Origin of the sequence: Nocardia anocheti, assembly GCF_029675105.1 — a bacterium.
Lineage (GTDB): Bacteria > Actinomycetota > Actinomycetes > Mycobacteriales > Mycobacteriaceae > Nocardia.
Genome location: NZ_JAQQFV010000009.1, coordinates 24,627 through 44,007 on the forward strand (window position 1 = coordinate 24,627; position 19,381 = coordinate 44,007).

Genomic DNA, 19,381 nt, shown 5'->3' on the forward strand with positions numbered 1-19,381 from the left:
TTCGGATGGCAGAACTCCCGGCATCGCTGGCCTGGCTGAAATACCCGGCGGGCATGGAATGGCCCGAGGGCGAGGAAGACCAGCTCTGGGGTCTGTCCGACGACTGGAAGCAGGCCGCCGCCGACCTGCGCGCGATCCTCGACGACATCGACACCGCCAAGGCGGCCTCGCTGGCCGCCTACCCGTCCGGCCAGGGTGTCGAGCAGATGATCAAGGACTTCGACTCCATGCGCTCCGGCGACGGCGGCAAGGACGACCAGTCACTGGAGAAGCTCGCCGAAGTCTTCGATGACGTCGCGAAATCGGTCTTCGAGGCCGGGACCGAGATCGAATACACGAAGATCATGTTCGTCTCGTCGCTGGCGCTGCTGGCGGCCGAGATCGCGCTGTGCTGGGTGCCGCCGACGCCCGCCTCGCCCGTCCTGCAAGCCACCGCGATCGGGCTGACCAGGGTCGCGGTCCGGGTCCTCGGACAGACGTTGGCGCGGGCGCTGGTCCGCATCGCCAGCCAGGCCGCCGTCAAGGCCACGATCAAGTTCCTGGCCAGGCACGTGGCCATCGACTTCGCCCTGGGCACCCTGCAGGAACTCGGCACGCAGGCGTGGCAGGTCAGCCAGGGCCACCGCGACGAGATCAACGACCGGCAGCTGCTCGTCACCATGGTCAGCTCGGCCGCCGGTGGCGCGGCGGCCGGTCCGTTCGCGGGGCTGCTCGGGGACAAGCTCATCAAGGACCGGATGAACAAGTGGCTCAAGGCCGCGATCACCGGGCCCGCGGCGGGCCTGATGGGCGCGGAGGCGGGCAATCTCGCCGCGATCGCCACCCAACTCGGCATCGACTGGCACGACACCGGAAGTTTCGACAAGGCGTGGGACAACGCGACCAAGTCGTTCCTCAACCACGATCCGCTGATGTTCACCGCCGGTGCGTCCAACGGCCTGCTCTCCAGTCTGAGCGGCACCGGCGCGCACACGTTCAAGAACCGTCACGCGCCGATCGCCACCCCAGACGCGGTGCGCGCGCCGACCCTGGGTCAGCAGGTCGACGCCATTGTCGGCATCGACCGGTCCGAGGGCGGTGGTGCCAGCAGGGACGACGACACGACCCGCACCGACGACGGCCCCGGCGCGCGCGGCGACTCCGACGACGGGCCCGGCTCGACACGAAGCCGTTCCGAGGACGAGGTCGGTGTCGGTGAGCATCGGGCGGGCGACGGCACCGGGGACGGGGCGAATGCCGGTGTCGGCGGCGAGGGTGGTCCGGCGCGTTCCGGCGGTGGGGCGGGGCTCGGTACCGGGGGTGGTGACGGGTCGACGATGCGTCCGGCCGCGACTTCCGGTGGTGGGCACGGTGATTCCGGTTCGCGGGCCGAATCCGCTGGGGGCGCGGACAAGAGTGCCGAGGGCGAGGGGGAGCGGCGCGCGGGCGATGCCGGTGACTCGCGGCGGGCGGGTGAGTCGGGTGCCGATCGGGGTGCGCAGACCGGTGCGGACCGGGACTTGCAGACTGCTGAGTCGGGTGCCGACCCGGACGCGCAGACTGGTGAGTCGGGCGGTGATCAGGGTCGGGCGGGCGCTGGTGACCGAGCTTCCGGCCTGGTCGGTGATCATGCTGCGGGGCCAGGTGATTCGATGCTGTCGCCAGGTATGGAGACGAATGCTGGTCAGCGGGCGGGTGTTCCGGTCGGTGCGGACGGACCGCTAGGCGGTGCTGATCTCGGACTGCGTGGTGAGGCGGATTCCTCTACGCAGGTGACGAATACGGCCGATGCCGGTGCCGCACACAATGCCACGCCGGTGGTTGCACACGCGGCACCCGCCGCGGCGAATTCCGCGCCCGCCGCGCAGGCGCCGGGTGAAATGCGTGGTGGCCCGGCGGCGTCGACACCCGCGCGCGGTGCGGCCGACCTGCGTAATGGTGCTGTGCCGGTGAGTGATTCGTCGCTGCCCGCGCGATCGGGCGAGGGTGTCACCGATTCCATGCCGACCACCGATGACTCGACAGTCGATCGAACGGTGGACGCTGACGGGGATTCGGCAGTGGGTCCGCTGGTGGCCGCCGATGGTCGGGTTGACGGGCTCGCCGATGGTGGTTCGGCGGTGGGTCCGCGGGTGGCCGCCGATGGTCGGGTGGACGGGCTCGCCGATGGTGATTCGGCGGTGGGTCCGCGGGTGGCCGCCGATGGTCGGGTGGACGGGCTCGCTGACGGTGATTCGGCGGTGGGTCCGCTGGGGACCGCCGATCGCCAGGCCGGTGTGGACGGGCTCGCCGACGGTGATTCCGGAGCCGGACGCGCCGGTGTGGTCGACGGTGACGCCACCTCGCCGCGCGTCGGCGAGAGTCGGGCCGGACTGGCCGACACGGGCCGGGCGGCGGACAGCGCCTCGACGGTGCGGGCCGACCACGCGGACAGCGTGGTGCCTGAGCGGGTGGTCGGAGAGTCCGGGGAATCCCGCACGACGACCTCGCACGACGCGCCGGATGTCGCGGTGGCGCCGATCCTGCCGATCGTCCCCGGGGACGGGGCGACGCCGCAGGCCGGGCCGCGTCGCCGGGCGGGCATCCCGCTCAACGAGCCCACCCGCGTCAACGAGCCCGCCCGCGCCGATATCCGTCCCGATGCCGACCGGAGCGAGGTCGCCGATCGACATGATCCGGACATCGACCGCGACGCCGCGATCGCCGACGGCGCGCCGATCTACGGCGATCCGCTGTCGAACGGTCAGCGGGTCGTCTACACGCCGACGGGCACCGCCATCGGCAACGACGCCAGCACCGCCAATGTGCGCGACAACCTGCGCAACGACGGACGGCACGACCTCGTCGTGCACGGCAACCGGGCCGGTCACCCGACGCCGGGTCATCAGGGCCGGGTCGATCCGGCCGACATCGCGCGGGCCCTGCTCGACAACCCGTACTACACGCGCGGCACTCCGGTGCGGCTGATGTCCTGCTACGCGGGGGCCGACGGTGGTTGGGCACGTCAGTTGGCGATCCTGATCGACGCGCCGGTGACGGCGCCGACCAGGGAGGTCGGTGCCAGGAACCTGCCCGATCAGCCCGCCGAACTGGTCGGCGGACGCTGGGAGACCTTCGGGCCGGACAGCGTCGATCCCGGCCTCCCCGCCGATCCGGGCATCCCGCCCCGAGATCCCGGCGCGCTGCTCGATGGCGACCGCATGGGGGAGCGGGGCCGGTCCAGGTCCGAGCTCGAGGCCGCTCTCGGCGGGCCGCTGCACACCTACCCCGACCCCGGCGGGAACCGTCCACGGCACCAGGGCATCGTGGATGAACTGCTGCGCATCGCCGCCGACGCCGATCCCCGCGATCTGGCCCGAGGTGCCGGACCGCGCGCGTTCGTCGTCGATCAATACGCCACCCCCACCGGTGATCTCGTCGGCGGCGGAAAGCCCTACGCCATGGTGGTCGGGCTAGACCCCGCCACTGGACAGCACCGCGTCGAGATCATCGACCCCGACACCGGCACCCGCCACCCCCACCCGGCGCCCACACCACGCGACCTGCACACGGTCTCCGCGATCCTCATGGACTCCCAGGGCAATGTCGTCCCCCCGCGAGCCCTCGATCCCCGCCACCAGTGGCAACAGCAGCCCGATCCACGCCAGCAGCCCGATCCGCAGCAGCGATCCGATCTGCGGCAGCAGCCTGACCCGCAGCAACAGTCCGATCCGCAGCAGCGGCCCGATCTGCGGCAGCAGCCTGACCCGCAGCAGCGGCCTGATCCGCGGCAGCAGCCTGACCCGCAGCAACGGCCTGATCCGCGGCAGCAGCCTGACCCGCAGCAGCGGCCTGATCCGCGGCAGCAGCCTGACCCGCAGCAGCGGCCTGATCCGCGGCAGCAGCCTGACCCGCAGCAGCGGCCTGATCCGCGGCACCAGCCTGACCCGCAGCAACACCCCGATCCACGGCAACGTCTCGATCCGTCGGAGCCGCCCGTCCGGTTCTACGATCCCGAGGAGGCGTACGAGGCGGGGCGGGATCCCAGTCTGCCGCGTGATGCTCCGTTCGGACCCGCTGTCGACGGGACCGGATCCATGCAGCCCGACGGCGGTACGCCTCGGTCGCTCGAGGAGCTGCGGCGGGCGAATCCGGCGCGGTCGTTCGACGAACTGATGGCGCTGCGGGAGGCGGCGTATCGGGAGGCGGGGATCGACGCACCGCCGCTGTCGCGGGAGAGTCTGGACGCGCTGCTCGAGCAGGTGTGGGCGGATCGGGATTCGGTGCGCGACATGGTGGATGTCTACGACCTGTATTCCCGGGCGCCCGAGCCGAATACGGTCAGTGATGTCGACGCGTATCTGCGGGAGCTCGGCGAGGTCATCGACGGTCGGTCCGATACCCACCGGATGATGTTGCAGGCAGGCATGAACCTGCCGATGGAGCCCGGACAGAGCGCGGTACTCCGCGATATCCCTTGGCATTTCGTGCATTTCCAGCGCACCGGTGACGCGGGCCGGATTCCAGTGGGCTACCGGGTGTATGTGAACCCGAGGATCGACGCGGCGCCCTCTCTCATGCGAGACCTGGTGCGCGACATCATCGATCGTCCCGACGCCTTCCCTGGCGTGCGGACCGCGAAGATCACCTCACCCACGGCCGAACGCGCCGACGCCGTCGTCATCTACGTGCGCGATCTCGACGATGTGCACCAGGTGACGCAGTGGCTGCGCGACTACCGGGACCGCTCTGGTGACGTCTTCCTCTTCGACGCGCCACCGATGACGGACCAGGTACTCGACGGTGTCGGTGTCGGCGCCCACCCGCCGGGCAAGAGCTTCGGCCAGGTGCGCGCGGAAGCCATCCTCCAGGCACTCGACACGGTGCGCGACAACGGCGGAACCTTCGCCGACTTCCAGACCGAGGTGCGCCGCGCCCTCCCCGCCGCAGGCGTCGACCCCGACAACCCCCACCTCCGCCACACCCCGCCCCCCGACGGCTTCGACCGCATGAGCAGCCCAGAGGACGGCGACTCCGATCGCACGCCGCCGCCCGACGACCTAAGGCACAGCCCCGACGACGGTGACTCCGGGCGCACCCCGCCGCCCGACGACCGCACGGCCCGTGGGGACGACGACGAGACCCCCTCCCAGCGGGCGGCGCGTATCCGGGCCGAACTCGCCGACCTGCGCGCCCAGGTCGAGGCGAACCGAGCCGAGTTCCTCCACGACCTGGCCGACTCCACGGCCGACTCCGACCCCCGCACCCGCGAAGGCGAATCACCCGAGTCGATCCGCGCCCGCGCCGAGCAAGCGGACTGGAACGCCCGCCAACACACCGCCGACGCCGACCTCCTGTGGAACTCCGCAGGCGGCCGCCCGGACACCCCCACACCGACACCCGACCCCCGAACCGCCCGGAAAACAGACCCGACAGACACTTCCCCGAACCACCCGGACCCGGCCCGCACGGTCCGCCCGGACCCGTCAGCACCAGACCCACGCCTCGCCTACATGATGGACCGCACGGACTCCGAGTCCACGGATCCGCAGCAGGCGGCTACAGATCCACGCGCGCCCTCCATGGCGGACCGGTCGGATTCAGCGGTGCCGGACCCCCGCGTGGCGTACATGATGGACCGGGCGGACTCCGAGTCCACGCCGCCGCATGCGGCTACGGACCCGCGCGTTGCGTACATGACCGACCGCGCCGACTCCGAAGTAGCGGAACCGCCGCGTGCGGCTACGGATCCGCGAGTCGGATACATGGCGGACCGATCGGATTCCACGGCTACGGATCCGCGCGTGGCCTACTCGATGGACCCCACCGATTCCGTGGCCGCCGAGCCGCCACGGGCTGGGGTGGATCCGCAGGCCGGGGCCATGGTGGACCGGGCGGATTCCGGGGTGGCGGAACCGCCGCGTGCGCCGACGGATCCGCGGGTCGCCTACATGATGGACGGGCCGGATATGGCCGCGGCCGATGCGTGGGCCAGGGGTGAGTACGACCGGTTGATGGCGGAGCGTCAGCGGTTGGCGCGGGAGATGGAGTTCTGGCGGGCCAAGCGGGACGATCGGGTGACCCGGTTGATGGGGATCGCCGATGTGGAGGGTGCGGTCGGGTCGCCGGACGCGCTGGCCGACACGATGCGGCGGCTGGCCGACGACGCGGACTCGCGGTCGACGCCGGTCGCGCCGGTCGGTGAGGAAGCGGGCGGGCAGGTCGACGAGCGGCGGTCCGAGGCGGATGCCGCGCATCGGCGCCGCACGGCCGCCAAACTCGAAGAGGCCGCGCGTCGGGTCATCCGGATGCGCGAGGAACTGGTCGCGCTCGATCGCCGGATCGACGAGCTCGCGGCCAGCGGCGCGCTCGACGGCAGACCCGCCTCCGCCGACACCGCCGCCGAACTGGACCGGCTGGCCAAACAGCGCGCCGACGAACTGCTGCGGATCAAGCCGCGCCGGGCCATGCGTGACGATCTGGCCCAGCGGCTCGGCCTGATCGACCCGGACGGCGGCATCGCCGAATCCGCGCTGTCGCCGGAGAATCTGGCCGCGACGATCGACGGACTGCGCGACACCCTGCCCGCGGACCGGCGCGCCGAGATCGACGCGCTCGCCGAGGCGGCGCGCGATGTGAACGAGGCGCACAACCGGATCGGCCGTCTCCAGGACCAGATGGCACTGGTGGCGGGGGCGGCTCGCACCGACATCGAGGGCGCGGGCGGCCGGATGTTGACCAGGGACATCGGTGTCATCGACGGTGATCCACCGCGCCTGGTCGTCTACGGTCCGCGCGACCAGCTGGGATACCAGCCGCGTCCGGACGGGCTCACCGATCACGAATTCGCCCTGCGGCACGCGCTGAGCACCGCCGACGACGTGGTGCGCGCGTTCGTCCGCGACCACGCGAGTGTGGAGTTCCGCCGGATCACCGCCGATCGCGTGGGCAACGCGCGCGTCGACCCGATGCCCGAGGACACCCCGCCGATCCAGCGCCGGACCATCGACTACACGATCTCCGATCCGCACGGCGGCGAGGTCCGCCTCGAGATCGCCCGGTGGCGCTCGGCCGACGGCACCTGGCACGACGTCGACGACCGACCGACCCGATGGGAGAACCGCACCGGGACTTCCGAGGTCAGGAAACCGTTCGAGGGCCGGATGCTGCCGGAAGGGGTGAGCAGCGTCGGTGTCACGCCGACGCAGGCGGCCATCGTCGACGCGGTCGTCGGCTCCTCGGGTGACGGGGTGAACGAGGCGTTCCTGCCGAAGCTGCCCGGTGGTCTGGCACCGGCGAATCCCGGTCTGGAAAGCCATGTCAACGATGTGCCCGACGCCGCGTCGAACCTGATGCGGATGATCCTGGAGACGATGAAGTTCGCGGGCTGGTCGTGGTTCCAGGACCCGGAAAACCCGGAGCAGATCCGGCCGGGCTTCAAACGCAAACGCCTGTTCCGCCGGTTCACCGCCGAACAGCAACCGTTCGTGCCCCCGGCCCCGGACCGGACGACGGTCGGTCGCACCGATCCGACCGAGGCCATCCGCAACGCGGCGGCGCGTGCGCAACGACGCGCCGAGTGGGCGCGGGTCCAGCGCTGGGCCGACGAGCAGTACGACGCGTTCCTGCGCGACGACAGCGATCTCACCGCCATCGCGGAAACCCTGCGGCAGCAGCACTCCGATGCCCAGCGCGCGCAGGCCCGCGACATGGTCGACCGCATCCGCAGCGTGCTCGACGAGGCCGCAGCCCGCCTCCCCGACGGTGACGCCGCTACCCGCCGCCGCGCGCTGATCGACCAGCTCAACGCCCGGCTCGCCGATCCGGAGGTCCGGTTCACCCGCAACGACACCGACTCCGAGGCGCGCCGCGACCACGTGCGGCGAATCCTGGACTGGCTCGACGCCGACGTGCCGCGCGATGTGATCGCCGACGCGATCGCCCACCAGTTCACCACCCACGTGCCGGAGCTGACGCCGCAGCAGGTCGATCAGGTCAAACACCTGCTCATGCGGGACTCGCTGTTGATGAACGACCCGGATTCCGGGGAACGCCGCTGGCGTCGGCTGGACCGGCTGGCCCACGTCGCCGAGGCCTGGCATCGGTTGTCGCGAGGCGAGCCGGAACCCGGTGACCTCCTGCTGGTCCGGGACGCCTGGGAATGGTCGCAGCGGGTGCGCGAGAGCTACGGCGACAACGACTTCACCCGCACCTGGGAGGAATTCCAGGATCACATCGCGCGGTCCGACGACGCCGAGGTGACGCCCAACCAGCGCCGCTTCACCATCCTCACCTGGGAGGACCTGCAGAACCAGGTGGCGAGCCTGCCCGGCGACCACTGGGCCGACCACCGGACCCCGCTCACCGAATGGCGGGCCGGGATCGCCTACGAACCGCCGGTCACGGGCACCGTGGACAACCCGGCCGCCCTCGAGCCGCCGCCCGACCGGAACACGGACGGTCCGGACGAGGACGGTCCGGAGGCGGTGGGTGGTCGTCCGGCGGGCGATCCACCCTCCCGACCACCGGCCGCGCCGGGTCGAGCCGGACCGGACCCGGACGAGTCTTTCGACCGGATGGGCGACGAACCGAACCGCGATGCCACAGAACCCGATTCGCGTGGCACCGATCGGGACCCCGTCCCGCCGGGGATGTTCCGCGACGATGACGGGCTGCTGCACCGGCCTGGCGACCGCGTGGACTCCTACCGCGATCCGGACGGGCGTCTGCATCATCACGATGACGCGCCGAACACATACCGCGACAAGAACTTCGGCTATCACGACGCGGTGACGCACTGGTTCATCGACGATCACCTGTCGGCCACCGAATACGAGTACCTGGCGATGAAGGGGGAGTCGCGCGCCTACGACGTCATCGACCCGGTCGCCGCTCAGGAACTGCGCGACGCCTCCGCCCTGCGCCTGGCGTTGCAGGCCGAGCGCGATCCGATCGCGGCGCAGGTCAAGCGGCTCATGGCCCAGTTCGACATCGAACGCGTCGCGGATCTGGCGACCGAGCGGCTCGGCGGGGAGATCCAGCGGCAGCAGGCCAGGATCGAAGCCGATCCCACCCTGGACCCGGCCGAGATGGTGGACAAGCTCGCCGCGCTCGCCGACCTGGAAGACCTGGCGACCGCCTACAACGACCTGGGACCCCAGCTGGTCGAGGCGTCGAAACAGCTCGGCGAACTGGCCGGTCTGGCCTTCGCGCTCGATCAGCAGGCGCGGCCCGGCGCGGTGCTGCTCTCGCCGTTCGACGGCGCCTTCGACGGCGCGGGCACGGTCGATATCGCGGCGCTGGTGCCGGGCGTGGGTGATGGGGCGCCGACGCTGGTCGTCGTCGAGGCCAAGGGTGTCGGCTCGACGCTGGGCGGCTCGAAGACCGCACGGGCCGAACAGGGTTCGCCGGAGTACCTGCGTCGGACATTGGCCATGGATCGCAATCTCGCGGTCGTGCTGAACGAGTCGCCCGAGCAGCGGAGTGCCCGTGGTCTCGACCCGAACGGCGCCGCCGGGCGCGCGCTCGGCGACGCGGTCGCCGAGCTGCGCACCGCCCAGCGCGACGGCACCCTGCGGGTGGAATACCACCTCGTGCACGCGTCGGCGCGCGGCGAGGTGACGGTCACCGACCTGCTGCTCGAACGCGACGGCGTGAACATCCTGGCCGACGTGCCGCTGCCGCTGGCCGAACTCGACATCATGGGGTCCGACGATCTGGTGATCCACCGGCTCGGTGACTCCGGCGACGAACTCCCGCCCGATCTCGACGGGCAGCCGTACGGTTGGCAGCTCAGCGCACCCGATCGGGCCGCGGTGGAGACACGAGAGCTGCTGTCGCGCACCACCATCGGGCGCGAGGCACTGGCCGTGCTCGATGCCGTCGACGCGCACCTGCGCTTCGGCGCGCTCGACGATCCGGCGCCCACCGCGTTCGACGGCCGCACGATGGAGGTCTTCGTCGGCGCGGACGGTCCGGTGGCGCGGGCGTCTGAGGTGGTGCGGGCCGCCGCGCTCGCGGACGCGGTGCTCGACGGCCGGGTCGAGACGACACCGGCGCGCATTCGCGCGCTCGACCGCGCCGAACACATCGCCGCCCGCGTGCGCGCCGAAGCCGAGGCTTTCGGCAGGCAGGCCGAGTTCCATCGCGAAGTCGGTGCGGCGGGCCATGATCCGCTCGGTGGTCGTGATCCGGTCGACGCCGCCGTCCGCCGCACACTCGATGACGTCTACCTCGCCGCCCACGACGCCGCGATCGCCGAGGCGTCCGACGCGACGCGGACCCCCGAGCAGCTGCGTCGGATCGGTCGCGAGGCGGGGGTCGCGCGGCTGCTCGAGCACGAGTTGTTCGACGCCGCAGACGGTTTCGCTCACCGTGACGACGCCGCCGCCGACTGGGACGCGCATCGCGACCCGGCGCGACTGCCCGGACTCACGGAGTACGCGCCCTCCGATCGCGAGACCGCGCGCGAACTCGAACGCCTGATGCGCGCCCAAGCGGCCGCCGCCCGCACCTCGGCCCGCATCGAAGCGGACTGGGATCTGGTCTGTGACAGGCTCGTACGCGGCTTCAACCTGCCCGTCGACGAGCTGCCGGGCACCCGCCGCGAGATCGCCGACCTGCTGCTACGGCGGGCGATGGACATCAACATCTGGCACGGCATGGACAACGCCACGCTGCTGTCGGACCTCACCGCCCGGCATACGAGGGCCGCAGTGGACCGGGCCCGCCTCGTCGACGAGATCACCGACCTGGTCCGCGCCGATCTCGCCCGGCAGCCGGAGGTATCCGTCGATGTCAGCCACGTGCGGGTGCACGGCGACGAATCCGGTGTGCTGCACCTGATCACCGACGCGCAGGGGCCCGCCGGGCTCGCGCCCGCGTCGTGGTTGTCGGACCCGGTCCGGGTCCGGGAGGCGCTCACGCAGGGCGGGGTCGAGCACGCGGCGCTGGTCGATCGGGTCGACCGGCAGTATCTGCGATCGCTGGGTGTGCTCGAAGCCCATCGCGTGGCGCCGTGGGCGCGACCCGGTCGGTGGGCGGCGCGGCAGCTGTCCGAGCTCGGGGTGTCGGTGCGCTACAGCCACGACCCCGAATACCGGATCAGGCGTCCGTCGATCACCGATCCGGGGACCGCGCCCGCCTACGACCCGGTCACCAACACCCTCGTCCTCGACCCCGACGGCACCGCCGACCAGCACGCCGGGCAGCTGATCTTCGCCGCGCGCATGGCCGATCTGCTCGCCACCGACGGACTGCCCGAACGGTTCACCCACATCCGCGACGAGTACGTCGACCTGATGACCGACCGGGTGGCCGACGCGCTCGCGCTGGCGTTCCGGTTCGACGCCGAGCGCGCCGAGAGCATCAGTGTCCATCTCCAGGACCGCTCGCCGCTGCGGCGCGCCTACGACGCGGCCTACGAGCACGGGCTGCGGACCGCGACCAAGGTCTACGCCAAGCTCGGCAGCGTCACCACCGACGAACTGTTCCAGGCCGCCGCGCATCGGGCCGGGGTGCGGGCGGTGCGCGCGGCCCTCGTCGCGCACGGACCGCGCGTCGACGGGCGCGCGTATCCCGACCACTTCGGCGCCGACTGGGACCGGGCCAGGGGCATCACACCGCCACCCGGCGACAGCGTGCCCGCTCCGGCCGGGAGCCCGCGACCGGACGCGCGCGCACCGTATCTCGCGCTCGAGATCGAGACCCTGCGGATGCTGCGCGAGGGTGGTGCCTACGTGCCGGTGAGCCCCGCCGAGCGCGCGTACACCGACGCCTACGACAAGGCGCACGCCAAGGCCGAGCGCGCCCAGCGACGCGATCCCGGCGCGCCGCCGCCGCGAGAGGTCGCCGCCGAGGCGGGGCGTGCGGCATTGCGGCGGTATCTGAACCGGGTCGGTCCCGAGACCGCCGAGCTCGTGCTCGATGTGGTCCGTGCCGCCGGGGACGCGGCGAATCCGCACTGGGGTATGCCCGCCCTGGCCGACGCGCCCGCGCTGCCGGTCGCGGGGGAGCCGGTGCCCGCCGTGCTGGCCGAGCGGGCGCTGGCCGAGGCGGCCGCCACCGACCCCGACGGGATGATGCTCACCCCGCGGATCGCCGATTTCCGGTATCCGGGGTTGTTCACGTGGCGCAGCCTGCACGTCGTCGCCGAGCCGGGTGGTCATCTCGCCGCCCTGCTCGAACTGGCCGCCCTTCGGCCCGAATACGAGCGGGTGGTGTGGGACAGCGGCACCCACGACCTGAAATTCGCGGTGCCCGAACGCGGTCCCGGCGGCGAAACGGTGCTGCGCTACCTCACCGAACAGCAGGCCATGGGACCGCTGCGGCGCCCGACCGCCGACGAATCCGCGGCGCTGCTGCTCGACCACTATCTGCGCTACCGCGCCGACGGACAGACCACCCTCGGCTTCGGCGACTGGACCGAGCAACTCGGCCCCGAGTACTTCCGCTCCGAGTCCACCATCGAGCAGTTGCGACTCCAGCAGCGCCCGGGGGAGCGCACGCCGGTGGCGCGCTTCAACGGGGACCTGCACTTCCAGGGCGTGCGTGACGCCATCGCCGGGCCACCGCCCGCGCCGCCGCATCCGGCCGAGGTGGTGCATCGTGTGGCGACCCGCGCCCTGCCGCTGCTGCCACCGGCCGCAGACCATCCCGCGCACATCCGCCGGGAGACCTTCACCCTCGGCCCGTTCCGGGTCGACGCCCAACTCGAGCCCGACGGCTACGGCGGCTGGCGGGTGCCGACGCCGCGCGGGGACGCCTCGTTGGCCGACGCGCTCGCCGCCCGATTCCACGGCATGTCCGACAGCGATCCCGCGCGGCTGGTCGACCGGATCGCGCGGATGCTCGCCGACCCGACGGCCGACCTGGACGACCACGGCAGGCCGCGGGGGCGGTTGGGCCGATTCGTCGCCCGGTTGTCGCCCGGCTCCGACTCCGTCGTCCAGCCGATCGCGGTGGACTCCGACGCCGGGGAACCGCGTTTCGTGCTGCGGCCACCGTGGGAGGACGTCGACACCCACGTCCAGCACAACGAACAACTCCTCGGCGTCCCCGGACCGGACGAGTGGAGCGGGCTGAGCCCGGAGCAGGTCGGGGCCCGGCTGCGTGACGAACTCGCCCGCGTCCTCGACCGCCCCGAGATGACGACGAGCGGCTTCGACCTGCCCGGCCTGAACTGGCAGGTCGTCCAGGAGTTCGCCAGGGGCGTGGTGGACATGGCGACCGCCCACCCGCACGTCGACCTGCGCGCGGTCCGAATCGGCGAGCTGCCGATGACCGTGCTCGCCCGCACCGAGAGCCGCCTGCGCGACTCCGGCGGCTACCACAGCGAGATCATCTTCAGCTACGACCAGACCGCCAGCGCCGAGGGCGTGACCCAGCGGGTGCGCGAGGCCGCCGACAAGGGCCATTTCTATCCGGAGTCGGTGACCAGGCCGGTCTACTACCTCACGCTGCACGAGTTCGGGCACGTGCTCGACGCCACCGGTGCCTTCACCGCCCAGCGCACCGCCGAAGCGCACCTGCTCACCGAGAGCAGATCCGATCCGCGCCGCGGCTACGGCGAATGGCTCGACGAACTCAGCCGCTACAGCCTCGACGACGGCATGCTCGACCCCGGCGAGGCGCTGGCCGAGGCGTTCGCGCTGGTGCGCATGCGCGGCCTCGACGGAGTCGGCGATCCCGTGCGCGCGCTGTACGAGCTGCTGACGACCCATGCCGCCCCGCCCGTGGACGCGGGTGCGGGGCACGACCGTAGCGCCGACGGACGTCCGGGGGTCCGGCGTGAGGACGCCGAGGTCGCGTTCGACCGGCTCGGCGAGCCCGACGAACCGGGTGACCGGAACACCCCGATCGAGCCGACCTCGGTCGGCCGCCCGCCGCAGGTGCGCATCGAGGTCGACGGCGAACAGCTCACCCTGCACGTGCGGGCCGAGGGGGACGATCGCTGGGTGGTCGTGGCCGAGAACGCGCCGTTGGCCGAGGCCGCACCGACCTCGCGGTGGCGTCGCGAATGGCAGTTCATCCGGGAGTCGTGGCCGCAGCACGTCGAGCAGATCAAATACCCCTCCGGTTCGCCCGTGGGCGACAGCAAGGGACAGGCCGCCATCGCCGACGGCATCAGCGGCATCGCCGATCTCGTCTCCGCGACCCCGCCCTCGGCACCGGCCGCGCCGCCGCCGACGCCGGATCACCCGGTCATCCAGGCGCCGCCGGACGCCGGTGGGCCCGACCCCACCTTCCTGCGCATCGCGCAGCAGTTGCCGATCTGGATCGCCAACCGCGAGAAGATCCCGCTGCTGGGCCGATTGTCCGCGCGGCTGCGGGATGCCGCGGGCGAACACCTGCCGATGCGGCTGCCCGACGGCACCGAATACCAGCCCTGGTACACGGATGTGAACGCCGACGATGTGCGGACCCAGGTCACCGCCGATCTCACGGTCGAGCGCACCACCCCCGAGGCGGCCCGCGAGGCGCTGCTGCTCGCCTTCGCCGAAGCCGATGCGGGACAGCGGTCCCGGATCGTCGACGCGCTGCTCGACCACGACCTGGTCACCCCGGCCGAGGCCGAGCGCCTAGCCGCCGAACCACCTGCCGCCGACCCGTCGCCCGAACCGGTCGGTCCGCGACCGGACGGGGAGACGCTCACCGAGGCGGCTCGGCGACTGCTCGGCCTCGAGCTGACCGAGGAAACGCTGCCGGTCGTGCAGCGCGTCATCGACGAGCAGCAGTACCGCGCCATGCGGATGGTCGGGTCGATCGAGGGGTTGTCCGCGGCGGTGCGGCGCTTCCTCGACGAACAGACCATGCCGTACGGTCGCATCGATCCCACCGCGCCCCAGCCGGATTCGGCCGGGCTGCCCGGCAGGCCCGAGCCCGCCGCCGTCGACGACGGCACCCGCCGCGACGACTTCCGCGACGAGGACGACGAGGTCGAGGCGCCGCGACGGCGGCCCAGCAGATACGACGATCCCGACCCGACCGGTCGCCCGGTGCCGATCGGTGGGGAGGTCAGCTTCATCGACCAGAACCCGCTCGGGCGGCTGCGCGACGAGTTCCTGCGCGCCTTCGGCCACGATCCGGGCTTGCTGCACACCGTCCCGATCGGCAACGGCGCCGAGCCGCTGCCGGAATGGGGCGACGCCGACGAACTCGGCCGCGACGACGGGCTGCGCAAGTTCTTCGAACACGCCCTGCGCCGCGACCAGCTGCGCGACGAGCTCGCCACCTGGGCGGCCAGCCGCGATGTCGGCATCGACCAGGTGGCCACCCGCGAGGCGGCCGACGCGCTGCTGGCACGCCTGCGCGCCGAGAGCACGGCCAGGATGGCGCGGGTCGCCGAGTTCGCCGCGGCGGCCGAACGCCTGTTCCACCCCGACGCCGACGACACCGCGCCGATCGGTGCCAGGCTCGGTGACCAGGCGGCGCGGGTGCCGTTCGCGCACGGGCCGGATCGGTTGATCGTCGTCGACGGACTCGCGCCGCGCGACCACGTGCTCGCCGGTCTGCTCGCCGCCGATCCCGACCTCGCCGGGCAGTTGGCGCGGGGTGAACTCGTGCTCGATTACGGTGTGGCGCAGACGGATTGGTCCGGGAATGTGCGGGTCGAGCCCGTCGCGACGCCCGAGGTGCGGCACGTGCGCACGGTCGTCGACGGTCGGGAGTTGACCGTCACGCTGCTGCGCGACGGTGACGGGCCGTGGCGTCCGGTCCACACCGCCGACGAGGTCGCGCCCGCCGCACCCACCGATCCCGCCGCGCCCCCGCGCTCACCCGCCGCCGTGCTGCGCGACCTGGCGCGCGTGATGGGCGAGCTGGGGCTGAGCCCGCTCGATCTGCCACCAGCCCGGCTCGCCGACCTGATCCCGGACCTGCGGCTCGACAACGCGGTGCGCGCCACCCAGATCGAGGCGCTCAGCGATTTCACCCGCTCCGCCAACGACATCCAGACCTTCCACGATGTCAGCGACGCGCGCAGCCACCTCGCGACCCGCCTCGGCCTCGCCCAGTCCGACCTGACGCCCGCGACCCTGGTCGACGCGCTCACCGACCCCGAGACGCCGAACGCGCTACGCACACAGCAGCTTTCCGACCTCGTCGCCTACGCCAAGCAACTGCGTGAGCTCGACTCCGCCGCGGTGGACGCCGCGCGCGATCGACTGGCGCTGCGGCTGGTCTCCGACGACATCGCGCGTCGCATGGTGCCGCGGCGGTTCGTCGCCCGCGTCGAGGTCGACCCGCGGATCATGGCGCTGTTGCCGCCCGGCTACACCGACGGGCCCGACGGCAAGCGGGTCTACGCGGTGAGCACGAGCGGGCTGTCGCCCAAGAAGCTGCGCAAACTGCTGCGGATGCTGGAGCGGGACGGTCAGCACGAGGCGGTGCGCGCGGCCCTGCGCGAATACGCGGACGCGCTGCACGCGATCGACGCGTACTCGGAGGTGCCGCGTGGCGACGAATCCGCCGATCCGCGCGTCGTCGACGGCCGGTTGCCGATGCACGATGCGGCAGCGGTCCACCACTTGCGCGATGTCGTCGCCGCGGCCATGCGTGGGCGCGACGGCACCGATTTCGCGCAGGCCGTCGCCGAGGCGGCGGCCCGCCCCGACAGCGGGCCGCTGCCCGGCGATCCGGCCCACCGCCCCACCGCGAGCCGCGACTGGGCCCGCATCGTCGGCGTCGACATCACCGACGCCGACGACGCCACCTTCCGCAAGGTCTACGAGGCCTACCGCGACGGCCGCATCGAACGCCACGAGGGCCTGACCCCCACCCAACTGACCGCCGAACTCACCGCCCTACGCGGCGAGATCCGCCTCCGCGCCGACCAGATCGACACCCTCGAACGCCTTCTCGCCGAACTCGATGCGGCCTGGCGAGCGGGGGATGTCGCCCAGGAAGATCCGGGGCGGTTGCCGGGTGGGTCGGTGCCTCCTGAAGGCAGGCAGCCTTCCGGTCCGATACGGCCATCGGGCGACTCGGCGCTGCGGGTGCCGGATGAGGAGGGTCTGTCCGCACCTGAATTGGCGGAGCGTGCGCCGGGTGAGGCGGACCCGTCCGTGCCGGAGTCGTCGCGGCGTGCGCTGGGTGAGGCGGGCCCGTCCGCGCTTGAGTCGTCGCGGCGTGCGCCGGGTGAGGCGGACCCGTCCGCGCCTGAATTGGCGCAGCGTGCGTTGGGTGAGGCGGGCCCGTCCGCGCTTGAATTGGCGCAGCGTGCGTTGGGTGAGGCGGGCCCGTCCGCGCTTGAATTGGCGCAGCGTGCGTTGGATGAGGCGGGCCCGTCCGCGCTTGAATCGGCGCAGCGGGCACAGGACGAGGTGCAACCCGACCCGGCTGCACGGATCGATGCCGCGTCGGAGCGGGAGTCGGCGGCCTTGGATGACGCATTCGACCGCGCCGAGGAGCGATCGTCGGATGAGCACGAGCGTGTCATCGACAACCTGGATCGGACCGCCATAGATATCGAGGCGCATACCGAGTATGTGCGTGCGGTGGGCGATTTGGAGCGAGCGCGCGAGGGAGCGCTGTCCGCGTTCGACAAGGCGCAGCGAACCAGTACCGAAACCAATGCGAACCATGCTCCGCGCCAACCGAACCCAGCTACGACGCCGGACCCCTCGGCCCGGATCGAAGCAGCACACCGGCGCGAGTCCGCCGCGGTAGACAAGGCTTTCACCGCCGCCGACGACCGCTCAGCCGCAGACCACGAGCGAGTCGCCGACGATCTGGATCAGGTCGCCATCGACATCGAAGCCCACACCGAATATGTGCGCGCCGTGGTCAATTCGGAACGAGCGCGCGAAGAAGCGCTGTCCGCATTCGACACCGCACCCAACCCCGACACCACCGCGCCGAGCACCACTCCCGACAGCAACACCACACCGCTGGACGGCAACACCACACCACCACGAACCACCCCCGAAGGCGACGAAACATCGACGCCGAGCAACACCTCCGAAGACGACACCCCACCACCGCCCAACACCCCCGACAACGAACCCACCACCCCTCGCCGCCCGTGGTCCCCAACATTCCGCTCCCACATCCCCCACCCCCCAAGAGAATTCGACCCCGAATTCCCCGACCCCCTCAACGTCCCTCCAACCCACTGGCCGGACATGGACCTCCCCCCAACCCCACCAACGCACCCTGAACCCCCGACCCGACGCGAGCCGCCGACCCGGCCGGAGCCGCCGCATCCGCCATCACGACCTGAACCTCCGACGCGCCCTGAACCGCCCCAGCCGCCGCCGCGGCCTGCGCCGCCGACGCTCCCTGAGCCGCCGCAGCCGCCCCAGCCTGAACCACCGACACGCCCTGAGCTGCCGCTGCCTCCGACGCGCCCCGAGCCCCCGAAGCCACCGGTGCCTCCTGTGCCGCCGATTGAGCCCGACCCGTACCCGCCCGTGCCCCCGGCCCCGCCGCAGCCTCCGGTTCCACCGACCCCGACCGAGCCGCCGCTCCCACCCACGCCCCCGGCCAACCCATGGCCGCCTCAGCCACCGTCGCTGCCGACGCGTCCGGGAGACTCGGCGACACCCCCGTTGCCGTGGCCACCTGAGCTGCCCCCGCCGCCGCCCATCGGTTCCGCGCCAGCGCCATTGCCGATTCCGCCTGGAGTGACGTTGCCGCCGTGGCTACCTGAGGTGCCGTCGCCGCCGACACCACCGCAGGTTCCCGTTCCGCCGTGGACGTCGGAGTCGTCCCCGGTGTCGCCTTCGACGCCGGGTGGGCCCGCGTCGACGCCGGTGGCGCCCTCCACACCGGGTGGGCACGTGTCGGCGCGGGAGCCGTCTGTGCTGAGGCCGTGGACGTTGCCGGTTTCGGAGCAGCAGGGAGCGCCGGTGGAGCCGGTGCGGGCAGGGGCGGTGTCGAACGCGGCTGATGGTGGGGCGGGGATGCCGTATGTGCCGATGGTGCCGCCCGGTGCCGGTGCCGGTGCCGGTGGTGGGGAGGGGGCCAGGCGGGCGGTGGGGGCCGGGTATGTGGCGCCGCCCGCGGTGGTGGAGGGGGAGATCAGTGTGCGGCCGTTTGCCGGGTATGGGGTGCGGGCCGAGTTCGATCCGGTGAGTGGGGCGTTGCGGGCGATGCCGGGGGCGACGGGGGCGAACGGGGTGTATGGGGATCTCGGTGGGGTGTCGGTGGTGTTCTATCGGGATCGGGCGGGGCTGGCCTTGCGGGTCGGCGATCGTATGATCGAGCTCGACGGTCCGGTCGGTATCGAACACGGTCCGATCGATCCTCGGCACACGCGGTTCGCGGTCACCGCGGGCGGCGGGCTGATCTGCGAGCTGTTCTACCGGTCGCTGCCGCGGGAGATGGACCTGGGCGCGCACGTGTACGACGTGCTGGCCGACCCGGTTCGACGCACCGGAATCTTCGCCGATCGACCATGAATCGCGCAGACAACGAGGAGGCG

Annotated in this window: 1 protein-coding gene; it reads left to right on the plus strand. The window is 72.1% G+C overall.

The window, feature by feature from the left end:
• Nucleotides 1-5 precede the first annotated feature (5 nt).
• Complete coding sequence (locus tag QC180_RS23130) at nucleotides 6-19,358, plus strand: WXG100-like domain-containing protein (RefSeq protein ID WP_278264902.1); 19,353 nt, start codon at nucleotides 6-8, stop codon at nucleotides 19,356-19,358.
• The last annotated feature ends 23 nt before the right edge of the window (nucleotides 19,359-19,381 follow it).